The sequence below is a fragment of the Streptococcus sp. 20925_1_44 genome (assembly GCF_041432435.1).
In the GTDB taxonomy this organism is placed as follows: domain Bacteria; phylum Bacillota; class Bacilli; order Lactobacillales; family Streptococcaceae; genus Streptococcus; species Streptococcus infantis.
On record NZ_JAPVZQ010000001.1, the window covers coordinates 313,535 to 338,069 of the forward strand.

Annotated in this window: 19 protein-coding genes; 18 read left to right on the plus strand and 1 reads right to left on the minus strand. The window is 36.2% G+C overall.

The annotated features are described in order from the left end of the window. Positions 1–371 precede the first annotated feature (371 nt). From O3643_RS01470 to O3643_RS01525, 12 genes are all read left to right on the plus strand, one after another. Entirely contained in the window at positions 372–1,838 is a 1,467-nt protein-coding gene (locus O3643_RS01470) for an ATP-binding protein (RefSeq protein ID WP_371499327.1), read from the plus strand. Further along, positions 1,831–4,581, plus strand: coding sequence for a Z1 domain-containing protein (locus O3643_RS01475; protein WP_371499329.1), 2,751 nt, complete (start codon positions 1,831–1,833; stop codon positions 4,579–4,581). Before O3643_RS01470 ends, O3643_RS01475 begins: the two co-directional genes overlap by 8 nt. Next, positions 4,578–5,510: a PD-(D/E)XK motif protein gene (locus O3643_RS01480; RefSeq protein WP_371499331.1), complete on the plus strand. Its 933-nt coding sequence runs from the start codon at positions 4,578–4,580 to the stop codon at positions 5,508–5,510. The genes O3643_RS01475 and O3643_RS01480 overlap by 4 nt, the downstream gene beginning before the upstream one ends. Before the next feature lie 21 nt (positions 5,511–5,531). Continuing rightward, positions 5,532–7,613: an AIPR family protein gene (locus tag O3643_RS01485; protein WP_371499333.1), complete on the plus strand. Its 2,082-nt coding sequence runs from the start codon at positions 5,532–5,534 to the stop codon at positions 7,611–7,613. 12 nt (positions 7,614–7,625) lie between these two features. Further along, the gene (locus O3643_RS01490; protein ID WP_371499335.1) at positions 7,626–9,236 is read left to right on the plus strand and encodes a DNA cytosine methyltransferase; all 1,611 of its coding nucleotides are present in this window, start codon (positions 7,626–7,628) and stop codon (positions 9,234–9,236) included. A 10-nt stretch (positions 9,237–9,246) separates the two neighbouring features. Next, the gene (locus tag O3643_RS01495) at positions 9,247–11,217 is read left to right on the plus strand and encodes a DUF2075 domain-containing protein (protein WP_371499337.1); all 1,971 of its coding nucleotides are present in this window, start codon (positions 9,247–9,249) and stop codon (positions 11,215–11,217) included. A gap of 857 nt (positions 11,218–12,074) precedes the next feature. After that, positions 12,075–12,221 (plus strand): hypothetical protein, encoded by a 147-nt coding sequence (locus O3643_RS01500; RefSeq protein WP_371499339.1) that lies wholly within the window; start codon positions 12,075–12,077, stop codon positions 12,219–12,221. Between the two features lie 14 nt (positions 12,222–12,235). Beyond that, entirely contained in the window at positions 12,236–13,207 is a 972-nt protein-coding gene (locus O3643_RS01505; RefSeq protein WP_371499341.1) for a hypothetical protein, read from the plus strand. A gap of 269 nt (positions 13,208–13,476) precedes the next feature. Then, positions 13,477–14,358 (plus strand): diacylglycerol kinase family protein, encoded by an 882-nt coding sequence (locus tag O3643_RS01510; RefSeq protein ID WP_371499343.1) that lies wholly within the window; start codon positions 13,477–13,479, stop codon positions 14,356–14,358. Positions 14,359–14,413: 55 nt separating this feature from the next. After that, positions 14,414–15,292, plus strand: a complete 879-nt coding sequence (locus O3643_RS01515; RefSeq protein ID WP_371499345.1) for a DUF4300 family protein — start codon at positions 14,414–14,416, stop codon at positions 15,290–15,292. A 13-nt stretch (positions 15,293–15,305) separates the two neighbouring features. Beyond that, a complete protein-coding gene (locus O3643_RS01520; protein ID WP_371499347.1) occupies positions 15,306–15,488 on the plus strand; it encodes a hypothetical protein in 183 nt (60 codons plus the stop codon). Positions 15,489–15,492: 4 nt separating this feature from the next. Continuing rightward, positions 15,493–15,804 (plus strand): hypothetical protein, encoded by a 312-nt coding sequence (locus O3643_RS01525; RefSeq protein WP_371499349.1) that lies wholly within the window; start codon positions 15,493–15,495, stop codon positions 15,802–15,804. Positions 15,805–15,865: 61 nt separating this feature from the next. Here the strand turns inward: O3643_RS01525 and O3643_RS01530 are convergent, their stop codons facing one another. Next, entirely contained in the window at positions 15,866–16,885 is a 1,020-nt protein-coding gene (locus O3643_RS01530; protein WP_371499351.1) for a hypothetical protein, read from the minus strand. 250 nt (positions 16,886–17,135) lie between these two features. Here O3643_RS01530 and O3643_RS01535 point away from each other — a divergent pair, with 250 nt between their 5' ends. From O3643_RS01535 to aguA, 6 genes are all read left to right on the plus strand, one after another. Then, positions 17,136–18,152, plus strand: a complete 1,017-nt coding sequence (locus O3643_RS01535) for a hypothetical protein (protein WP_371499353.1) — start codon at positions 17,136–17,138, stop codon at positions 18,150–18,152. A 593-nt stretch (positions 18,153–18,745) separates the two neighbouring features. After that, the gene (locus O3643_RS01540) at positions 18,746–20,200 is read left to right on the plus strand and encodes an aminotransferase class I/II-fold pyridoxal phosphate-dependent enzyme (protein ID WP_371499355.1); all 1,455 of its coding nucleotides are present in this window, start codon (positions 18,746–18,748) and stop codon (positions 20,198–20,200) included. Next, positions 20,201–21,061 (plus strand): polyamine aminopropyltransferase, encoded by an 861-nt coding sequence (speE, locus tag O3643_RS01545; protein WP_000366713.1) that lies wholly within the window; start codon positions 20,201–20,203, stop codon positions 21,059–21,061. Further along, positions 21,058–22,317: a saccharopine dehydrogenase family protein gene (locus tag O3643_RS01550; RefSeq protein ID WP_371499357.1), complete on the plus strand. Its 1,260-nt coding sequence runs from the start codon at positions 21,058–21,060 to the stop codon at positions 22,315–22,317. The genes speE and O3643_RS01550 overlap by 4 nt, the downstream gene beginning before the upstream one ends. After that, complete coding sequence (gene nspC, locus O3643_RS01555; protein WP_371499359.1) at positions 22,317–23,444, plus strand: carboxynorspermidine decarboxylase; 1,128 nt, start codon at positions 22,317–22,319, stop codon at positions 23,442–23,444. The genes O3643_RS01550 and nspC overlap by 1 nt, the downstream gene beginning before the upstream one ends. Next, positions 23,441–24,526 carry an agmatine deiminase gene (gene aguA, locus O3643_RS01560; RefSeq protein WP_371499360.1) on the plus strand — a complete coding sequence of 362 codons (1,086 nt, stop codon included), beginning with the start codon at positions 23,441–23,443 and terminating at the stop codon, positions 24,524–24,526. Before nspC ends, aguA begins: the two co-directional genes overlap by 4 nt. Positions 24,527–24,535 lie beyond the last annotated feature (9 nt).

The following is a 24,535-nucleotide window of genomic DNA, read 5'->3' on the forward strand; positions in this document are numbered from 1 at the left end:
TAGGCTAGACGCTTCAAAGCTCCATTAGAGCCTTGAACTCTGCAAACAAATTTTATTAAAGAATGCTAAGAAAAATATAAAGAGTAAAATGGATTAAATCTGAAACTTTTTCATTGGTAACATCATCTAAAATAACAATGGTAACATAGGTACAAATATAACTGATCTTAAGAAGAAAGTTGCTATTAGTTCAACATCAGTAGTAAGGCGAGATAAAACTATAGATGTTAAAATAGATTTACTTATGAGTGATCTTTACTTTTTGATTTGAGATAACTAAATATCATTGGTTATTCAAGATTTTTATTAGACGACAACGCAGATAATTGATAAAAAGTTATCTATAAGAATGATTGATAAAGGGATTAAAAATGAGAACAAAAAATTTACCACCCTATGCCCCTACTTTAATAGAGTCAACTAGAGCAATTGGATATTCACTTGAGACAGCAGTGGCTGATATTATTGATAACAGTATTGCAGCAAATGCAAAAGATGTTATTATTAATTTTTTTCCAATAGATGATGCATATATTACAATTCTTGATAATGGCAAGGGAATGACAGAAGAAGAAATTGATGTTGCTATGCAATATGGGAGTAAGAATCCAATAGAAGAGAGAGGTGAAAAGGATTTAGGTCGTTTTGGTTTAGGGTTAAAAACAGCATCTTTATCACAATGTAGATGTCTTACTGTTATTTCTAAGCAAGGGAGGCATATAGTTGGACGTCAATGGGATATAGATCATGTTTCCGAAGTCGGTGATTGGTCTTTAAATGTTTTGGAAGAAGAAGATATTTGTGGTATACCTCAAATTGACAAATTGAAAAATAACAAATCCGGTACATTGGTTGTATGGCAAAAATTAGATCGTTTGAAGGCTGGAGAGTTTAATTTCGAACTATCTTTAGGTCGAAATATTGACCGTGTCAGAGATCATCTTTCTCTTGTCTACCACCGTTACTTAGCAGGTGAATCAGGTATCACAAAACTTAAAATTTCAATTAATGGCGAAAATATCAAAGGAATAGACCCATTTTTATCTGAGAAAAGTGTTCAAGTTATGGATGATGAAACTTTAGTTATTCATGGAAATAAGATATTAATTCGACCTTATGTTCTTCCTCACATATCTAATCTGTCATCTGCAGAAATAAAATTACTCGGGGGTAAAGATGGACTACGGAAACAACAGGGGTTTTATATATATAGAAACAAAAGATTGTTAGTTTGGGGTACTTGGTTTAGAATGATGCGGCAAGGAGATTTATCAAAACTTGCCAGAATTCGTGTTGATATTCCAAACACGTTAGATCATCTGTGGACTTTAGACATAAAGAAATCATCCGCATCACCTCCAGCAGAAGTTAAAAAGAACTTGGAGGTAATAATTAATCAAATTGCTGAGAGGAGTAAAAGAACTTGGACCTTTAGAGGAAAAAAAGAGGTAAGTGATACCGAAACTCATGTGTGGAATCGCATGAAAAATAGACATGGCGGATTTTATTATGAAGTTAATCGTAAACATCCGATTGTGCAACAAATGATAAAAGCAAATCCTAATATAGAAGTTTCTCTAAATGCTTTGTTACAACAAATTGAGAAGGGTTTACCGCTTAATCAATTATATGTGGATCTGAATAATGATGAGCAAATAACTAACGATAATGAACAGTCAGATGTAGAAATAGTAAAATCACTACAGGAAATAATTACGATGTGTGTTGACAAACAAGAAAAATGTAATCTACTTGATACTATTACTTGTATTGAACCATATTCGGCACATCATGGTATAGTAGAAAAAATCAAAGAGGATATTTTGAAGAATGATTAATCCAAATGTTAAACCATTACAAGATTTAATTTTGACAGATGTTTACAATAATTATAAGGAAGAGACACCTACTGAGGAAAAATTTTTAGAGGAAGTCACTTCGATAAGAAATTATATGGCGCCTAAGTACCCGGTTTCTGATGATGAATTTGAAAAGATAATTTCTAGAATCAAGGAAAAATTAGTAATTCGGATGGATATTGGTGTATATATTGACGATCGTAACAATGGACATCAATCATGGTTACCTTCAAAGAGAGCTGACTTCGACTTCTTCTTTTGGAATAGGTATAAGGTATATCTGGAAAAATTTAAACATTGGAATCCGAGACTTACAACAAATCTTGGAAAAGTTTCTGATGAAATATTAGATTTATGTGGTGATCCGTCAGAAGATCATTTTGCAATAAAAGGTCTGGTGATCGGAGATGTGCAGTCAGGGAAAACTGCTAACTACACAGCCATTTGTAATAAAGCAGCGGATACGGGTTATCGAATTATTATTGTTTTAGCTGGTATGCAGGAGAATTTGCGTAAGCAAACACAAGAAAGATTGGATGCCGAATGTACTGGAAGAATGAGCGAATATTTTCTGGATCCTAAAGCCGAACAGGGTATAAAGAATCAGGGAGTCGGTGTAGGTAGAATTGAAAATGATAAAAAAATTGTTGCATTTACTTCCGTGACCAAAGATTTTGATAGCGGTATTCTTAGAAATAATAATTTGGGCATCGAAAACGTTAATTGTCCTGTTATTTTAGTGGTGAAGAAGAATAAAAGAATTTTAAATAATTTGATCAAGTGGCTATCAGATAATAACACCCAAAATGCTGCCGGAAAGATTGATCTTCCTCTCATGCTAATTGATGATGAGGCTGATAATGCATCAGTTAATACAAAAGATGAAGATTCTAAGCCTGCAGCAATTAATGACTGTATTAGACGTTTATTGAATCTATTCAGTAAAACTACTTATCTAGGTATTACTGCGACTCCTTTTGCAAATATATTTATCGATCCGGAAAAAGATGCTGATCTCTTTCCAGCTGATTTTATCTATGCACTGTCTGCTCCAACTAATTATATTGGGGCTGATAGCATATTTGGAGAAAATTCTGATAATGATGACATGGTTCAGGAGATTGATATAGAGGAGTTAGAAGCGTACTTTCCTTCAAAACATAAAAAAGACTTTGAGGTAGAAGGTTTACCTGAGGATTTATATGAAGCTACATATTATTTCTTGTTATTAAATGCAATTCGTGACTATAGAGGTGACCTTACAGAACATAGGTCTATGATGGTACATATAAGCCTTTATACAAATGTTCAAAATCAGATACAAGAATTGTTGAATGTTTGGTTAGATCAGGTGAAATCGGATGTTCGAAATTACGCTAAACTATCACTTTCTGAAAGTGAGAAAATAAAAAATATAAAAGCGATGCATGTTGTTTGGGACAAATATCATTTGAGTGGGAAAGTTGGAATAGAATGGGAAGACTTGCTAAAAAATTATTTGCACAAGGCGATTTCTCCTATTGAAGTTCGTGCAGTGAATATGAAAACTGGTGCAGCAAGTTTAGATTATTTTAATCATAAGAATGATGGTTTGCGTGTAATTGCTGTAGGTGGAAATAGTTTGTCAAGAGGTTTGACCTTAGAGGGCCTTGGCGTAACATATTTTCATCGCAATACAAAGATGTACGATACTTTGTTACAGATGGGACGTTGGTTTGGATATAGAACAAATTATGAAGATGTTGCAAAGGTATGGATGACACCAGAGGCTATCGATTGGTATGGACAAATTACTAGAGCTACAGCTGAACTTAAGGAAGAAATTTCAAAAATGAGAAATGCAAATCAAACTCCTAGAGATTTCGGTCTGAAAGTTCGACAAGATCCTGGTTCATTAATTGTGACTGCGCGAAACAAGATGCGTGAAGCAAATGATTTGCGATTTCCTATTACAGTGTCTGGGAATTTACTTGAGACACCTAGATTAAAATCATCAAAAGAAATATTGGATTCAAATGAGATTGCATTCAAGAATTTTGTGAATTCGTTGAATAGTATTGGGGACAGATTTTTTGATGAAGAACGTACGAAGGGCCATTATTATTGGAATAATGTTCCTGGTGATAATGTAGCTCAATTGTTACGGGAATTCGAGACAAATCCATGGCATTTGAGTTTTAATGGTAGAGCACTTGCGGAATTTATAGAGAGCCATGATTGGTGCAATGGATGGGATGTAGTTTTAATAAAAACAGGATCAGGTATTCCGTTCAATGAACCGTTGCAGTGTGGTGATGAAATGCTAGAGATTGAAGGAACAGAAAAAAGAAAAATTTTAGCTGATAAAAAAATGATTAGTGTAAGTGGCACTAAGTTGCGTGTTGGAGCTGGTGGGTGTACACGAATTGGATTATCCAAAGAAGAGATTCAAGATGCAGAAAAAGCATATAGATCTATACCTGGAAATGAGAATAAGAAAAATATTCCGGACAAAGCGTATCTGATCGCCGATAGAAATCCAATTTTAATGCTACATATAATACAAGCTGATTATTCAAAGTCCGAGAATAAAGATTTGCCTGAATTTTTATTTGCGTTAGGAGTTGGTTTTCCTAAAACTAATGGCTCCACTGAAACTGCAAATTATAAAGTTAATAAAATTGAGTTGAGAAATTGGGTGGACGTTTATGACAATTATGATGACGAGGAGGATATGGAATGAGTGAGAAAGAAAACGAATTAAGAGAAAAATGGAATACTATTAATTACTATTCTGGTGGAGCATTGAAATTGTCTGTAGAGCATCCTCTTGAATGGTATGTTCGATATGCAACGCCAGAGCATAAATCTGTTGTGATAGTGAGCAAAAAAGCTATTAAAAAAATAGATTCGTCAAAATGTATCGATGCTACATGCAACCAGAGGAAGGACGGCAAATATGCGATTTCCTTTACGCTGATGGATAAAAAACAGGAAGATGTTTTCATAACAATGGCAGGAGATATTATAGAATATTCCAATGTGGAAAATGACGATGTAGCTTTGCTGAAAGTATTGAGTAGATATAATGCGTGGTTAAGGTTATTGGATCATAAAAGTAACGCGATTCTAGGCAGTAACAGACAAAAAGGTCTCATTGGAGAGTTACTATTCTTAAAAGAAAAAATAGAGAATGGAATGTTACCATCGGATGCTTTAGCAGGATGGGTTGGTCCAGAAGGAGCAGATCAAGATTTTGTTTATGCAGATTGTTGGTATGAGATTAAATCTACCGGAGCTTCTTCTTCTGAAATATCAATTTCTTCTGTTGAACAATTAGACAGAGCTGACAAAGGGGAATTAGTTATTTATCGCATTGATAAATGTGCACCGGATCAGTCAGGATCATTCACCTTGTATGGATTGGTTCAGGAAGTGATAGAGTTTATTTCACGACATGGTGAAAATCCTGATGAGCTTATCTTGAAACTCGGCGCCGGTGGTTATATTGATATGAAAGAATATGATAAACAGCATTTTAGTATGTCTTCAACACAAACATATACTATAAATGAATCATTTCCGAGGATACGAAGAGTTGATATTCCAATAGAAATAACAAATACTATCTATCAAATAGCTATACCTAGCATAGATAGCTGGAAGAAGTAACAAAAATAGAAGGTTATTAGCATGGATTCTACGGAATTTAAAAAAGAGTTTTTAGAAAGTGTAAAAACCGCAGCATCTGTTACTGGAGAAGGGTCATGTGCATCCTTTGTAGATAACATGGCACAGTATTTAATTGATGCAGAGGTATTATCCGATTTTACACCTTCTTTTTTTAAAGGAAAAAGCGGTCGTAGTAATTATAGGATAGATGGATATGTATATGACGAGTTCGATAGTACAATGAATCTAATTGTCGCGAATTTTGATGGTAATGAATTGGAACGTCGACTTACCGGATCAGCTGCAGAAAAGGATTTTGGCCTACTCATGAAATTTCTTGATGTAGCTTTGACGACTAATCTATACCGAGAAATAGAGATGAGTACGCCATGTGCAGATTTAGTTGATCTATTAAGATGTAACAAAGAGATAATTCGTAAATATCGTTTTATTGTATTTACTGATGCAGATATGAGTACTGCAATAAAAGAAGTAAAAATTGATGATTATAACTCAATTCCTGTAGAAGGTCAGATTTGGGATATCGATCGTTTATTCAGAGTCTGCTGTTCAGAACAAAGCCGTCAAATTATTGAGATTGACTTTAAGGAGTATTGTGGAGAAGGTATTCCATGTATAGAGGCTAGTTCTGCGTCTACAGAACAGTACAGTAGCTATCTGGGAGTAATTCCTGGAACTGTTTTGGCTGATATATACGATAAGTATGGTAGTAAACTTTTAGAGGGAAATGTCAGGTCATTCTTATCTACTAAAGTAGCAGTCAATAAGAAAATAAGAGGAACTATCCTGAATAATCCAAAGATGTTTTTTGCATTTAATAATGGAATTTCAGTAACTGCAATGAACGTTGAGATAGAAGATACTAACCACGGTAGATTTATCACCTTTGTTAGAGACTTTCAGATTATTAATGGTGGACAGACAACGGCGTCGATTTCAAATGCAAGATATAAAGATAAAGCAGATTTGTCATCTATTTTCGTGCAAATGAAATTGACTTCAATTGATGAATCAACACCAGAAGAATCAGACGAGTTGATCAAGAATATTTCTAGATCTTCGAACAGTCAGAATAAGGTTAGTGATGCAGACTTTTTTGCATCTCATCCATTTCATCGTCGCATGGAGCAAATATCAAGACACTTATTTGCTCCGGCATCTGAAGGCAAACAGTATGAAACAAAATGGTTTTATGAAAGAGCAAGAGGACAATATCTGCAAGAACAGATGCGATTGACACCTGCAAAGAAAAAACAATTTGAGTTTCAACACCCTAAAAATAAGGTGATTAAGAAAACAGATCTTGCGAAGGTCCAAAATACATGGAGAGGATTTCCTCAGATTGTGAGTAAAGGTGCGCAGACCAATTTTAATTCGTTTGCAGAGTACATTGATGAGCAATGGAATGCAAATGAGGAACAGTTTAATGAGAGATATTTCCAAACTACTGCAGCCTTGATTCTTTTGTTCCAATATTTAGAGAAGACTATACCAAAACAGCCTTGGTACGAGGGTGGATACCGTGCAAATATCATATATTACACATTGGCACAATTTAGAAGATTGTTACATAGCCAATATCAAGGACAAGAACTTGATTTGATGTTGATATGGAATAGGCAGAGTGTGCCTGAACAAGTGGGTACAGTTTTAATAGCATTGGCAGAGTTGGTCCTTCTACGAATAACTGATTCGTCAAGAAAAGTCGCAAACGTTACTCAGTGGTGTAAGAGAAATGATTGTTGGGAAGATGTGAAGAAGATACATATAGATATTCCTGCAGGTATTGAGAATTGTTTAATTACTATCGATGAACAGAAAGCGGCACAGAAATCTGCTAAGAAGGAGCAGAAGTTTGTAAATGAAATCCAAGCACAGTCAGAGGTGGTTAATTATCCTGTAGAAATGTGGATGCGACTATCAGAGTTTGTTGTTAGAAATCATATGGTCACACCGACAGATGTATCTGCATTAGCTACGGCATGTAAAATGCCTGTAAAAATACCAAATACATATCAAAGCAAGCGATTACTTGAATTGCTACACAAAGCCTCCGAAGAAGGCTTTAATATTGAAGCGTAAGAAGGAGGAACGATGTTTAAAACAATAGATTTGTTTGCGGGTGCCGGTGGATTGAGCCTGGGATTTATGCAAACAAAGAAATTTGATATAAAAGTTGCATATGAATTTAATCCTGCAATGCAGGAAACATATAAGAAAAATCATCCGGGAGTAGCTGTATTTGGCGATGTTAGAGATGCTAATTATAAAGAAATAAAAGAAAAATATGGCGATATTGATGTTGTGATCGGAGGACCACCTTGTCAGGGGTTTTCTAATGCAAATAGGCAAAAAAATCATGCAATTAGCCAGAATAATTCCCTGGTGAAACAGTATATTAGAGCAATCTTAGAACTAAAACCTAAGGCATTTGTAATGGAAAATGTGAGTATGCTTAGGTCGGATGTTCATAGATTTTACCTATGTGAGGATGACATAGAATTAGTAGAAAGCAATGTGATTGAAACTGCTAATACGGAATTGGCCTTACTAGATGCTGAGTTTATGTTTAATGGAGCGATTAATATTGTGCAGTCTGAACAAGAAATTGCTCAATATAAATGGGATGATTTTGATTACCTCGAATTGAACATTATTTATAAAGCATCTAAGAATGTAACAAAATTTAAAGGTGTATTGGATAAGCATAAACATCGTTTGATAAAAATATCAGAGAAGCACAACAAACGAAATGAAAATGATTTCATTCTCAACGCTGATATGATTGCGTTTAATGCAATACTAGATTATTACGCCGGGAAAATAGAAGAATCTCAAATCAAGGAATTAATAGAGCCAGCAATTATGTACCAAAGGATGATAAGTAAGGCACAGGAGATATATGAAAACGATATTGTGGTCGATAGCTATACCGACAATAAAGGACTGATAGCTAATATACGTTCATATGCAGTTTTTGATTATTTAAAGGCAAAGCTAAAGGGGACCAATGATGACGACGGATATGCAATTTCGGCAGATGTTCTTTCTGCAACTCAATTTGGAGCTCCGCAAAAAAGAATGCGTTTTGTTGTAATGGGTATCCGTAAAGATATTGCAAATGAGGTTAAATTTCCAGAAGGAAAATATAAAGACGGTCCATATAGGACGGTTGCAGACGCTATCCAAGATTTAGAAGATGTTGAGCCAATCTATAATGTATCCGATGATAATAATGGCATAAAGCTACAAGATAAAACGGATTTAAGTGATTTGGCTCAGACTCTTCGAGATTCTAAGATATTGTATAATCATATTATAACGAAAACAACACCAACAGCTATGGAGCGTTTTAAAGCGTTAGAACAAGGACAAAATTTTCATTCTTTATCCGAAGAAATGAAAACAAACACCTATACGGATGTTACGAGAACACAGAACACGATCTACCTTCGTTTAAAATATGATGAGCCGTCCGGTACAGTTGTTAATGTACGTAAATCAATGTGGGTGCATCCTACTAAAGACAGAGCAGTGAGTATAAGAGAAGCAGCTCGTTTACAGACTTTTCCGGATAGTTTCGTTTTTTGTGGATCAAAAGATAAACAATATCAGCAGGTAGGAAATGCGGTGCCGCCGATAATGGCAAAAGCAATAGCAGAAAAATTAGCCTACCAGCTTAATAAAATATTATCAAAGGACTAAGGAGATACTTATGAGTCGAAGAGCATACTATTATAATTCTATAACAAACTTTATATTAGAGGATGATGAGTCTGTTCTCGGCCAATTATTGATTAATGATGAGTTTGAGACTACAGATCTCCAAAAGATGGCTTGGAGATCTGAGATTCAGATTCTGAAGGAACAATTAGTTAATTTTTCTCAGGGTGAGATTATTTTCGAATATACTATACCAAGAATGGGACATAGAGTAGATGTGATATGTTTAATAGAGGGAATTATTTTTCTGTTAGAGTTTAAGGTAGGTGATAAAGAGTATAAGAAATCTACTACAGATCAGGTTATGGATTATTCGTTGGATTTGAAATATTTTCATGATAAAAGTAGGACTCGATATCTTGTCCCGATTAATGTTTCTACGAAGGCGACGGAAAAGCAGAATGATTATTTTTATATGGCAGATAATATTCTTAACACACTTTTTTGTAATGAAGACAATATTGGAAGTACTATTCGAGAAACCATTTCGAGAATTAATGACACACCATTATCTGCAATGGAGTGGATGAATTCTAGATATTCCCCAACACCAACTATAATTGAAGCTGCGCAGGCATTGTATAGAAAACATGGTGTTGAAGATATTTCTAGGAATGATGCTGGTGCAAAGAATTTATCTATCACAACAGAAGCAATTTCTAATGTAATCGATCGATGTAAGAAGAACAATGAAAAAGCTATATGTTTTGTTACAGGAGTCCCTGGTGCTGGGAAAACACTTGCTGGCTTGAATATAGCAAACGAACGTCATCATTTTAATAAAGATGAACATGCTGTTTTTCTTTCAGGAAATGGTCCACTGGTTGATGTTTTGCAAAATGCACTTGCATTAGATCGTTCGAAGAGAGAAGGCGTAACTAAGAAAAGTGCCCTTCGAGAAACGAAAACCTTTATTCAAATTATTCATAAATTCAGAGATGAGGCTTTGACTACAAAAATGGCACCAGTAGAAAAGGTAGCAATTTTTGATGAGGCTCAAAGAGCATGGAATAAAGAATCACTCACTGATTTTATGAAGCGAAAAAAAGGAATACCCGATTTTAATCAGTCAGAACCTGATTTTTTGATTAGTATTATGGATCGACATAGAGATTGGACTGTTATAGTTTGTCTTGTGGGTGGGGGACAAGAAATTTATAACGGAGAAGCAGGAATTAAAGAATGGTTTGAAACTTTGGCTGATAATTATCCAGACTGGAAGATATATTTGTCGGATAAGATTACAGATACAGAATACGTTGGAAATTCAGATATCCTGACATTATTGCATGGACGAGAGTATCATAGCATTTCAGATTTACATTTAGGGATTTCGTTACGCTCATTTAGAAGCGAAAAATTAGCGCTTTTTGTGAAATTGTTGTTAGATGAAAAAGTAGAAGAAGCTCGAAGTGTTTATTGTGAACTTAAAAAATCATATTCGATTTTTCTCACACGTAATTTTGAATTAGCGAAAAAATGGGTGAAAGACCAGGCTCGTGGAACAGAAAGATATGGACTTTTAGCAAGCTCAGAAGGAAAAAGATTGCGAGCTGAAGGTATATGGGTTCCATCAGATATAAATCATGTAGGGTGGTTTTTGAATAGAAAAGAGAGTGTTGACTCTTCATATTATTTAGAGGTGGCGGCGTCTGAATTTAAAGTGCAAGGTTTAGAGCTTGATTATGCAATACTAGCATGGGATGCTGATTTTAGATATACAACTGAAGCTTTTGATTATTTTAAGTTTAGAGGCACGAAGTGGAATCATGTTAATCAGGAACAAAGACAGAGATACATGAAAAATGCTTATCGAGTTTTGTTAACCAGAGCAAGACAGGGATTGGTTATATATGTTCCTGAAGGTTCAGAAGAAGATTTATCAAGAAACAGGGATTATTATGATAAAACTTTTCAATATTTGAAGAGTTGTGGAATAGAAGAGTTACAAAATGATAATTAAAAGGATACTATATAAAATTTGAATTACTGGTACAACTTGAAATGATTATCGGATAAGTTATAAAAAAATAATTAATTTATAAAAACTTTATCTATGATTCAAAAATTTCGATATTCTTATTTTAGTTTTTTTGAGCATTCATTTTGAACTATATCGATAAATGATTTTAAATTAAACCTAAGATTTTGTCATTATAAATTTAAATTCTGCTTTTTAAAAAAACAGGTGAAAAAATTAATATGTTCTATAAGTGTAGATATAATAATGTTGTTCCTCTAAATATTGAAACGGGAAAGTTTGAGTAAAGAAACAATTTAAAAAAGAAAAAGGGTTTAATCAATAAGAAAAGGATTTTATGAAATCAAAAAAATTATTACTCATAAACGGAATCAGTGCCATAACTGGGTTTTATGTGATAGTTTATGCCTCTTCTGATAGAGAGGGAGGAAAAATTTTCTATTTAATCTCTCGGTTTGTTGAAGTTCCTGATTTGAGAAATATGGTCTATTTCACTTGTTTTATATTACTAATTTTGGCTTTTCTGGCATTTTTTCTCCATGATGAGAACTCAAAAGTCAATAATAAAAACTATCAGTTTCTGTTTACTGCATCCATTCTAGGATTTATTCCTTTTTTTCCTATTTTTCTAGTATATTAGCTTTAGTCTCAGGCGTTTTGTACCTGACAGACTATGTGACTTTATCTAAGAAAGATGTGTAGGAGTTAAACTATTGTCGCTTCAATCTTTTTAATGAGTTATTGAATGTGACCCTGCAAGCTTATAGATGGAGTTTCAATATCATAAATGATATAGTCAGTTACTAGAAATTTTGCAATATCTTTAAAGAGAATGATATATGAATAAAATAATGGTGATTATTAATCCAACATCTGGTGGTGAAAAAAACTTGGATTATGATGTGAGCATTCCACCTTCAGAGGTGCTTGCCTATGCTAAAGAACAGGAATACCAAACGGTCAAGATTTATCTGGAAGAAACTTAAGAAAAGGTAGTAGTATGTTTAATTTATTTAAGAAAGCAACACACAAAAAACTTGAAATCAATCTCCACAACAATTCAATGATTATTAACGGAACTAGCTTGTCTTTTCCTTTGTCATTGAAAGATATTGAAACTGTTTTGGGGAAGCCTAATCAGGTTGTCAAAAGAGAAAATAAGTTTATTAAATACATTTATGACAATATTGGTATTGTATTTGAACATTCTTTCTCGATTAAAAATCATTTAAAAAAATCTAAAACATACATTGATGAGGAACATTTGATTTCTAGTGTTTTCCTCTACTATGGCGATGTTGTAAAATCTATGACTGGAGAGAAAGAATTGCCAAAGCAACCATGTCAAGCTGTGATATTATCAGATGCAAAATCGCCTTATTTCTTTTCTGATAGGCATAGAGTAGGGGATTTTAACCTTATTTTATGGACTCCTTATGGAACTAATTTTAAAGGAATTGCAGAGACAATCACAGATACACTTTCTATTTCCTTCTTTCCAGAGATAAAACGTGAACGGGAAATTTACAAGTTAAAAGAAACTGATGAAGAAGTGCTTTCCTTTGAAAATATAAATTTTAAACTAGTCATTATCCAGGTTTTAATGTATGATTTAGAGGTTTTGAATCCTATTTTTAATATTTTTGATTTTGCAGAGGAAGCCAGTGAGTTGAACATTGACACAGAAAGTATGGAGATTATTCAGCCAGCACTTGATTATATGATAAATCTTCCTATACCTAAGAAATATGCTGAACAAGTTCAAGAAATCGATATGGATGGAGGTAACGAGATCTATATGAATCTGATACCTCAGTGGGACGGTGAAGATGATAGTTTCGATCTAAATGAAGTTAGTCTTAAAGAACTGCAACAGTTTCCAAATCTGAAGAAAGCGACAATTATGACTAGTAATTTTGAACAAGTTGAGGATATATTTAAGAGTCAAGGAATAAAAGTAGAACGACTATAAACGTCCTTTTTAACTAGATTTAATAAGTTCTCTCAAGACGGAGTGTCAAAGGATACCATTAGCAAGCATTCTATTTTAGATGATTTTTAACATTGAAAACTTAAGAACTTTAAGAATTAATATTAAGGCAATAAAAGGCAAGAGATCAATCTATTTAAATTCAGGACATCCAATTTTTAATTTTAAAAATTTAGTTATATAATGGCATAGTATTAAAAAAGCTATATTGAACTTAATTTTTTATAGTTAGGTTGTAAGGAGAATTATAAATGAAAAAAATTATGGTAATCATCAATCCAACATCTGGTGGCGAAAAAGCCTTGGATTATAAGGTGAAACTGGAGAATAAAGCTAGAGACTATTTTGAAGATGTGGAAATTAAAATTACGGAGAAAGCGCAAGATGCCACAAACTTTGCAGAAGTAGCTTCTCGTGAGCGATATGATGCTGTTCTTGTTTTTGGTGGAGATGGGACTGTCAATGAAGTAATCTCTGGTATCGCTGAAAAAGACTACATTCCTAAACTTGCGATTATCCCAGGAGGAACTGGAAATCTCATTACGAAACTATTAGAAATCACTCAAGATATTGATGGTGCCATTGACGAACTCGATTTTAATTCTACGAATAAGATTGATATCGGAAAATCAAATGGAAATTATTTTGGTTATATCTTTAGTATTGGTTCACTACCAGAGGCCATCCACAACGTTGGGATAGAAGATAAAACGAAGTTTGGCATGCTCGCCTATGCGATTAATACTATGAAGTCTGTTGTTACAGATCAAGCATTTAACATTACTGTTGAGACTGAAAAAGGAAATTACATCGGCCCTGCCAGTCATGTCTTGGTTCTCCTTACCAATTATTTCGCTGACAAGAAGATTTTTGAAGAAGACAAGGATGGTTATGCCAATATTTTGATTTTAAAAGATGCGTCAATCCTTACTAAATTGTCAGTTATCCCTGATTTATTAAAAGGGGATGTCGTCGTAAATGATAATATCGAGTATATAAAAGCTCGTCACATCAAAATCTCTTCAGATAGTGAATTAGAAACGGATGTTGATGGTGACAAATCTGATGACCTACCAGTAGAAATCAAGGTGCTAGGTCAGCATATCGAGGTCTATTCTCAACCGAAAGAATAAGATTTTTAAACTTTGACAATTCTTTTTAACGATATTTTTTAATAAAGGAATGCCTATGAAATTTGAAAGATTAGCGACTATTGGTCTTTGCTCAACACTTCTTTTGACATTAGTAGCTTGTAGTCAAACTCAAAAGACTTCTGATAGTACTGCTGAAACTTCAGTGACTCAATCACAGTCGAATCAAGTTTCCTGGAAAGCAACTTATAGCAATTTGAACAATCAACCGAGCGAAGAAGAAGTTCGGAAAGCCTTGGCTGCACATTTGGATAAAGATAGTGTCGATGCATTTTTCAACCTTGTAAATGATTATAACGCGACTGTCGGTTCAGTAGGCTTAACTGGAGATTTTTCTACATTTACCAAAACAGACTATGATGTTGAAAAGATAAGCAATCTTTGGGTACCTAAAAAGGGTGATTTTGTTGGTACCAACTGTCGTATTAACAGTTATTGTTTATTGAAAAATTCTATCGAAATTCCTAAATTAGAGAAAGATGATTCTCTCTTGTTTGTCGATAATGATGCCATTGACAAAGGCAAGGTCTTTGGTGCAGAAGACAAGGATGCTTTTGATATTTTATTTTCAAGAGTCAAGACCGAAGCAACGACAGATGTTAAGGTGCATGCTGCAAAGATGGAAAAATTCCTTTCTCAATTCAAGTTTAATGAAAATGCAAGAATGCTCTCTGTAGTAGTCCATGATGACTTGGATGGTCAATCGCTCTTTATTGGCCATGTCGGGATACTTGTACCAAGCGAGGATGGCTATCTCTTTGTCGAAAAGCTGACCTTTGAAGAGCCTTATCAAGCCATCAAATTTGCGACCAAGGAAGATTGTTACAAATATCTAGATACAAAATACGAAAACTATACTGGTGAAGGTCTAGCTAAACCGTTTATTATGGATAATGATAAGTGGGTTCAATTTTAAGGGAGTAGACATTATGGATGTATTGTTTGGAATGATAGTCTTATTCCTAATTGGGGTATGGGCTGTTTGGGTTATCAAAGGAAACCAGCAGAGACCAAGAAAAAATGAAAGGTTAATTGGTTATATCAATCGATACGATGAAGATGGAGAACCTTACCAAGCAGAGATTTGGGAAGTGACAGAAGATGAGGAGTAGACATATGGAATTACAAGATTTTACAGAAAAAGAACAAGAGATGATAAAAAAGGGACTGACTTTTTCTAAACTAAGTGATAAAGAAACTGCTGACAAAATTATCGCTTTAATTCCTCAAGATATGATTAAACGGATTCCATTTTTTGTTAGAAAACATGCGATTACTCGTACTGTCAAGAGAATTTCTCTTGAATATCCGGAATTGTACGCTGTTGCTGAACAAGAAGGCCAACTTCCCGAAAAGGAAGCTCAAGAATTGCGACAAATTCTTACAGATATTTTCCAAGAGAAAATGAATAAGCATAAAATCAAGTAGGAGCGCGTAAACGCTCATCTATTTGATTTTATGCTTACTAATGACTAAAGCTAACACTCCATCATTCCCACATGCTATGCTGGGCTCTGACTCCATAGCTATCAATCGAACCATCTGAATTGAACTTGGATTCAATACGGTATCTTTTCCATAGGTCGTAATCTGCTGTTTGGATGGTTAGGATAAAGTTGGTATCTTTATCAGAGATGTTATAATCAGCTGGATTGACTTCAAAGATATCGATTAATTTTCGTGTTTGAAAATCTTGGAGCTTGAGATTTGCTAGCTTGACATGATTGATTGAAATTTTTTCTAGTTGATTGTTATCCTTAGGTGTTCTGTAATAGGTGATGACGCAGTTTTTGAGCTGATCAGTATCTTTACCTGTGGGAGTGAGGCTCATAAAGCCAAAGGTTTGATTATCCCGCTTGACTTCGAGAAGCTGACCGTAGTAGAAGTGGTCGTTTTTGGGATTGGTGATGGAACTCTCTGGATTTTTATCTTCGAAGCTAAAGCCTTGGTCCAAAAGCTCGGAAGCCTTGCTCTCACCGATAATGACAGTAGTATCTTGAATGGTTACTGGAACAGGTTGAGCTGGAAGACCACTCATCATGATGCAAAACATAAATACATAACTCGTTAAAAAAGCTGTCCCGATAAAAGCGTTGGTTGATGCATAGACATGACTGTTTTGAAAGTTTTTTCTTATAGCCAGTACAACAAATTTGCCAATACTTTTTAAAACCATACTAACAAGTACGATAAAAAATTGTTTTTTCAAACATTCATAAATGGCTTGAGGAAAGCTATTACCATGATAGTAGAAGACAGCCAATACGAGTAGATTTACGATTAAATAGATTAGCAAGAACCAATGAATCTCTTTAAGGGCATTAGCATCAGTGATTTCTTCATAGTCAACGTGAATTCTTCCTTGAATAGCATGGCCAAGTTTATAAATCCATTTGGGAATGTCTTTGCCTTTTTTAACCGCAACTACAAGTCTAATATAGAGATAGATAGTAAAGCACAAGGATAGAAAGAAAAGAGTATAAAATCCTAAAACAATAGTGGTGAGCATGACTACTTCCCCCGTTTTTCAATTGCTAGAGAACATTTTTGTTAGCTCCATTATAGCACTTTCTAGGGAAATAGAGCTAGAAATATCAGCAGTTTCCTTAAAGATAAAAAGATGAGAATCATTGCCATTTAAGCTTTACCGATTGTACTGATAGAAGGCGGCCCCTTCTTCTTGCTAGTTTTATTAGTTGGGAATTGGGAATTAAAGAGAAAGATAAGATTTGAGAGAGAACATAAAGGAGTAGAGAACCATGGATAAAACGGTGATTATAGATACTTTAATAGTTTTTGCAATCTTTAATCTGCTACTCGGTCTGAGCTTTTATCTCTTTCTAAAAAAGAGGAAAGAGAATGGACAATCATTGTACGAAACTCCTGTAAATCAACAAACTCGAACAGAAAAACTGGGTCTAGGAGAGATTTTGGTCTACCTGTCCCTGATTGCAATAGCAGGGATATTTGCTTTTCAGACCTTAAATAGAGGTGGTGTGGGGAATTCTATTTTAGCAAAAATGATCCTCCTCCCAGCTATAATGGCTCTTTTCAATGCAAGAAAAAGGACTGGAAAGTCTTTACTTGCCCTCCTTATAACCTTTATGGTCTTTCTAGTAGGAGTCATGTTTCATCTCACGATTGGACTCCCACCTCAAGCACCGATTTTTCAAATTAATGAAAGTAAAATCACGTTAGTGGAAACCAAAGCAAGCGATCTGATGGAAGCTGGATTTGATATCTATGTAAGACAAGGTGATGGTGCTAGCGACTATGAAGACCTCCTGACAGATGGCAATTTCCAAAAGTATTCAGGAGATAAATCAGTCACTATCGAAAAAGGCTTCAGACTTGATAGCAATGCTGTTCCCTACGCTCCTTATCTAATAGCAAAAAATGGTATAGTGCTGGGCAGTATTTCTTTTTACGGTGCTGAGGACCAGGATGTGGCTTTAGAAGATTCTAAGGTTATTCAGGTTCGATTTAATAAGGACAGTATTGAAGAAGCCAAGAAACATTCTATCACTTTGAAATTGGATGAACTCGACTTGACTACTAGACTTGATATCCCGCTTGTTCAAGGAACTTTTAGAAAGCATCTATGGTCAATTCCCTCATCAAATACAAGTGATGTCACTCAATTGTGGTATGGATTACAGTGGTCAAGTAACAGTGACTCTCTATTTTGGAATGAGTATTATAGTCTTATACGTCTAGATGAAAATTATTTGATGACTGATTTTGAACTAGCTGCCAAAGTAGCGCGTGAAGAATAATACGATTTTGAATAGTTGAATTTGCTTATGCCTATCTAAAGGAATTAATCTATTTAGTTCCTTTTTTGTTTTTGATTTAAATGTAAAACGATTTCTATTTATTGGTTGAATAAATTACACGAACTAAACACTAAATTATTTAAAAAAAGTTCTAAAAATACTTTACAAGATTGTGAAATCATGGTATAGTAATGAAGCTTAGAAAATGAGATGATGTTTTCTAGCAAATATAAACCCGAGTAAAAAATGCCTACGGACAGGCAGGGTTGAATGCCGAAGCGTGGTTGAAAAGCCACATTATTGATAGGGTTAAAAGCCTACTTTTATAAGTTGATGTTAGGACACTTGTCCTAATTCGTATAGATTTGTTAGTGTGGTGAAAGCACACGTCATCTTGTGAAACGATCAATAAAGTACGTAATATTTGCTACTAGAGAGTTAGGAAACATCAGGAACAGACATACTCAAAAGAAACAAACATAAACACGTCAGTAGATTGTAGAGCAGGTGCCAACCTGCTCTTTTTTTCATAAGTATCCTTTAGAGCCTTAAATAAGGTGAAAATAACTATGATAAAGGAGTATGTCTCTATAATGTTAAATCAAAACCAAGCTCCAATTTATGAGGGATTGGTCAAGTTACGAAAAAAAAGAATTGTACCTTTCGATGTACCAGGTCATAAGCGTGGTCGTGGTAACCCAGAATTAGTGGAACTTTTAGGGGAAAAATGCGTTGGTATTGATGTCAATTCTATGAAGCCCTTGGACAATCTAGGACATCCTATTTCGATTATTAGAGAAGCGGAAGAGCTAGCAGCAGAGGCTTTTGGTGCTGCTCATGCCTTTTTAATGATTGGCGGGACAACCTCATCCGTGCAAACCATGATTCTTTCCACCTGTAAATCCGGTGATAAAATCATCCTTCCACGAAATGTCCATAAATCAGCTATCAACGCTCTCGTTTTATGCGGAGCTATTCCTATCTATATCGAGATGAGTGTAGATCCAAAAATCGGTATTGCTTTGGGGCTTGAAAATGAGCGTGTAGCACAAGCAATTAAGGACCATCCTGATGCCAAGGCTATCCTAATTAACAATCCAACTTACTATGGGATTTGTTCAGATCTTAAGGGTTTAACAGAGATGGCACACGCTGCGGGAATGAAAGTCTTAGTAGACGAGGCGCACGGTGCTCATCTGCACTTTACAGATAAACTTCCTCTGTCTGCTATGGACGCAGGAGCAGATATGTCAGCTGTATCCATGCATAAGTCCGGTGGCAGTTTGACTCAAAGCTCGCTCCTTCTCGTTGGTAATCAGATGAATCCTGAATATGTCCGTCAGATCATTAATCTGACACAGTCAACATCAGCATCCTACTTGCTAATGGCTAGTCTCGATGTTTCTCGTAGAAACCTAGCCCTTCGTGGTAAGGAGTCCTTTGAGAAAGTTATTGAGCTATCTGAGTACGCACGTCGTGAAATCAATGCCATCGGTGGCTACTATGCCTATTCAAAAGAACTAGTAGATGGTGTCTCAGTATGTGATTTTGATGTAACCAAGCTGTCAGTTTACACTCAGGGGATTGGTCTAACAGGTATCGAGGTTTATGATCTCTTACGAGATGAATATGACATTCAAATTGAGTTTGGTGATATCGGCAATATCTTAGCCTACATTTCGATTGGTGACCGTATCCAAGATATTGAGCGCTTGGTAGGTGCTTTGGCTGATATCAAGAGACTATACTCACGAGATGGGAAGGACTTGATTGCTGGAGAATATATCCAGCCTGAGTTGGTGCTATCTCCTCAGGAAGCCTTCTATGCAGAGAGAAGAAGCTTAACATTAGACGAGTCCGTTGGCCAGGTCTGTGGGGAATTTGTCATGTGCTATCCTCCAGGTATTCCTATCCTGGCGCCAGGTGAACGGATTACACGAGAAATTGTCGATTATATCCAATTTGCCAAGGAACGTGGTTGTTCACTCCAAGGAACGGAAGATCCAGAGGTCAATCACATCAATGTTATTGAGAGAAAGGAGAACTAGATGGATTTATGGTTTTCTGAAGTTCATACTCCAGACGTGAAACTATCCCTGAGAACTGCCAAGCAACTCTACGCTGGAAAAAGCGAATGGCAGGATATTGAAGTATTAGATACACCAGCTTTTGGGAAGATATTGATTTTAAATGGGCATGTCTTATTCTCAGATGCAGATGACTTTGTCTACAACGAAATGACTGTTCACGTTCCTATGGCTGTCCATCCCAATCCAAAGAAAGTCTTGGTTATTGGGGGTGGTGACGGTGGTGTTGCCCAAGTATTAACTCTCTATCCAGAATTGGAACAAATCGATATTGTAGAACCTGATGAAATGTTGGTAGAGGTTTGTCGTGAGTATTTTCCAGATTTTGCTGCAGGACTTGATGACCCTCGCGTCACCATTTACTACCAAAATGGACTGAGATTTTTGAGAAACTGTGAAGATGATTACGACATCATCATCAACGATGCGACAGATCCATTTGGCCATACGGAAGGGCTCTTTACCAAGGAATTTTACGGTAATAGCTATAGAGCCTTGAAAGAAGACGGTATCATGATCTATCAGCATGGTAGTCCTTTCTTTGATGAAGATGAGTCAGCATGCCGAAGTATGCACCGCAAGGTCAATCAAGCCTTTCCAATTAGCCGGGTTTACCAGGCCCATATCCCTACCAGTCCTGCTGGCTATTGGTTATTTGGATTTGCATCGAAAAAATACCACCCTGTCAAAGATTTTGACAAGGAAGGCTGGAAAAAACGCCAGCTTTTCACAGAATACTACACTGCAAACTTACATGTGGGTGCTTTTATGTTGCCTAAGTATGTAGAAGACATTTTAGAAGAAGAGGAAGGAAAAAAATGAGTCGTTTATTAGTTATTGGATGTGGGGGCGTTGCCCAAGTTGCTATTTCAAAGATTTGCCAAGATAGCGAAACTTTTAAAGAAATTATGATTGCTAGCCGTACAAAGTCAAAATGTGATGACTTGAAGGTTAAATTAGAAGGTAAAACAAATACTAAGATTGAGACAGCTGCTCTTGATGCTGACAAGGTAGAAGAAGTGATTGCCTTGATCGAAAGCTACAAGCCAGAAGCTGTTTTGAACGTAGCGCTACCATATCAAGATTTAACAATTATGGATGCTTGTTTGGCGACAGGTGTCCACTATATTGACACAGCCAACTATGAGGCTGAGGATACAGAAGACCCAGAATGGCGTGCCATCTATGAGAAACGTTGCAAGGAGCTTGGTTTTACAGCTTACTTCGATTACTCATGGCAGTGGGCTTATCAAGAGAAATTCAAGGAAGCAGGTTTGACCGCTCTTCTAGGTTCTGGTTTTGACCCAGGGGTAACCAGCGTCTTTTCAGCTTATGCACTCAAACATTACTTTGACGAAATCCACTATATCGATATTTTAGACTGTAATGGTGGAGACCACGGTTATCTATTTGCAACAAACTTCAACCCAGAAATCAATCTACGTGAGGTTTCTGCACCAGGTTCTTACTGGGAAGATGGAAAATGGGTAGAAGTTGAAGCTATGTCTATCAAACGTGAGTATGATTTCCCTCAAGTTGGTCAAAAAGACATGTATCTCCTCCACCATGAAGAAATCGAATCATTAGCAAAGAACATCCCAGGTGTTAAACGCATTCGCTTCTTTATGACTTTTGGCCAATCTTATCTAACGCATATGAAATGCTTGGAAAACGTTGGGCTCCTTCGTACAGATGCTATTAATTTTAACGGACAAGAAATCGTACCAATCCAATTCTTGAAAGCCTTGCTTCCAGATCCTGCAAGCCTTGGCCCACGTACTGTTGGTAAAACTAATATTGGATGTATCTTTACAGGTGTCAAAGATGGTGTTGAAAAGACCATCTATATCTATAATGTTTGCGACCATCAGGAATGTTATGCAGAGGTTGGTTCACAAGCCATTTCTTATACAACAGGTGTTCCTGCCATGATTGGGACAAAATTAGTGATGGATGGTACATGGAAACAGCCTGGAGTTTATAACCTTGAAGAGTTGGATCCAGACCCATTCATGGAAGCTTTGAATAAATACGGCTTGCCATGGGTTGTGGTAGAAAACCCACAAATGGTGGACTAATGAAGTTAGAACAAGTACCAACGCCTTCTTATATCATTGACTTAGGAAAATTAGAAGAGAATTGCCGCATTCTACAAGAGGTTCAGGAAAAGGCAGGTTGTAAAGTTTTGCTAGCTCAAAAGGCTTATTCTCTCTATAAAACCTATCCTTTGATTAGCCAGTATCTATCTGGTACGACAGCTAGTGGACTCTATGAAGCGAAGTTGGCTAGAGAAGAGTTTCCGGGGGAAGTCCATGTATTTGCGCCTGCTTTCAAGGAATCAGATATGGAAGAGCTACTGCAAATATCTGATCATATTATTTTTAACTCAGAGAGACAACTTCGAAAGTATGGTCAACGTTGTCGTGAGGCTGGTATCAGTGTGGGTCTTCGTATCAATCCTCAATGTTCAACGCAAGGTGACCACGCGCTTTATGATCCTTGTGCTCCTGGCTCTCGTTTTGGAGTGACTTCAGACAAGATACCAAGTGATTTATTGGAGTTGGTTGACGGACTTCATTTTCATACCCTCTGTGAGCAAGGGGCAGATGATTTACAAACGACTTTGAAAGCAGTAGAAGACCATTTTGGTGCCTATTTACACCAAGTTAAATGGCTCAATATGGGCGGTGGTCATCATATTACGAGAGATGACTATGATGTGGACTTACTGATTTCTGAGATTAAACGCATTCGAGAAACCTATAACCTTGACGTTTATATTGAACCAGGAGAAGCCATTGCACTTAATGCGGGATATTTAGCTACTGAAGTCTTAGATATCGTGGAAAATGGGATTGAGACCTTGGTGTTAGATGCTTCAGCAAGTTGCCATATGCCAGATGTTCTTGAAATGCCTTATCGTCCCCCATTGAGAGATGGTTTTGAAGCGCAAGAAAAGGCATATACCTATAGACTTTCTTCCAATACCTGTCTAACAGGGGATATCATTGGGGATTACAGCTTTGAAAAACAGATTGAAATCGGCGATCGCCTCTATTTTGAAGACATGGCAATTTATTCCTTTGTTAAAAATAATACCTTTAACGGTATTGGACTTCCAAGTTTGTATCTCATGGATAAAGAGGGTGAATGCAGTCTAGTCAAAGCATTTGGATACCAAGACTTTAAGGAGAGATTATCATGATGGACAGTCCAAAGAAATTAGGCTATCGTATGCCAGCAGAATATGAACCCCATCATGGAACTCTCATGATATGGCCGACTCGACCCGGATCTTGGCCTTTTCAAGGAAAGGCTGCAAAAAAAGCTTTTAGCCAGATTATCAAAACTATTGCTCAGGGGGAAACAGTCTACCTTTTGGTTGAGGAGGACTATCTATCTGAAGCGCAATCCTATCTAGGAGACAAGGTTATTTATTTAGATATTCCGACAAATGATGCCTGGGCTCGTGATACTGGACCGACCATTCTCCTCAATGATCAAAGGGAAAAGTTGGCAGTTGATTGGTCTTTCAATGCCTGGGGTGGTTCTGTCGACGGTCTCTACCAAGACTATGAAGCAGATGACCAAGTAGCTAGTCGCTTTGCTGAAGTCTTAGAAATTCCTGTCTACGATGCCAAACCTTTTGTACTGGAAGGTGGAGCTATACACAGTGACGGTCAAGGAACCATTCTTGTCACAGAAAGCTGCTTGCTCAGTCCGGGTCGTAATCCTCATCTGACTAAAGAGGAGATTGAAGAGACCTTACTAGAGAGCCTTGGTGCCGAAAAAGTTATCTGGTTGCCTTATGGTATTTATCAAGACGAGACAAATGAACACGTCGACAATGTTGCTGCCTTTGTTGGTCCTGCTGAGGTTGTTTTAGCGTGGACGGATGACCAAGATGATCCTCAGTATGCCATGTCTGCAGCAGATCTAGCTCTTTTAGAGAAGGAAACTGATGCAAAAGGCCGGAGTTTCACTATTCATAAACTCCCAATCCCAGCTATTCATCAAGTAGTTACAGAGGAGGATTTGCCGGGCTATACTTATGAAGAAGGCGAAGAGGAGCGTTATGCAGGTGAAAGACTAGCAGCTTCCTATGTGAATTTTTATATCGCCAATAAATCTGTCTTGGTGCCGCAATTTCAAGATGTAAACGACCTAGTGGCCTTGGATATTCTCAGCCAGTGTTTCCCAGACCGTGAAGTTGTCGGAATTTCTGCAAGAGATATTCTTTTAGGTGGTGGAAATATCCACTGTATTACCCAACAAATCCCAGAATAGGAGAAAAAG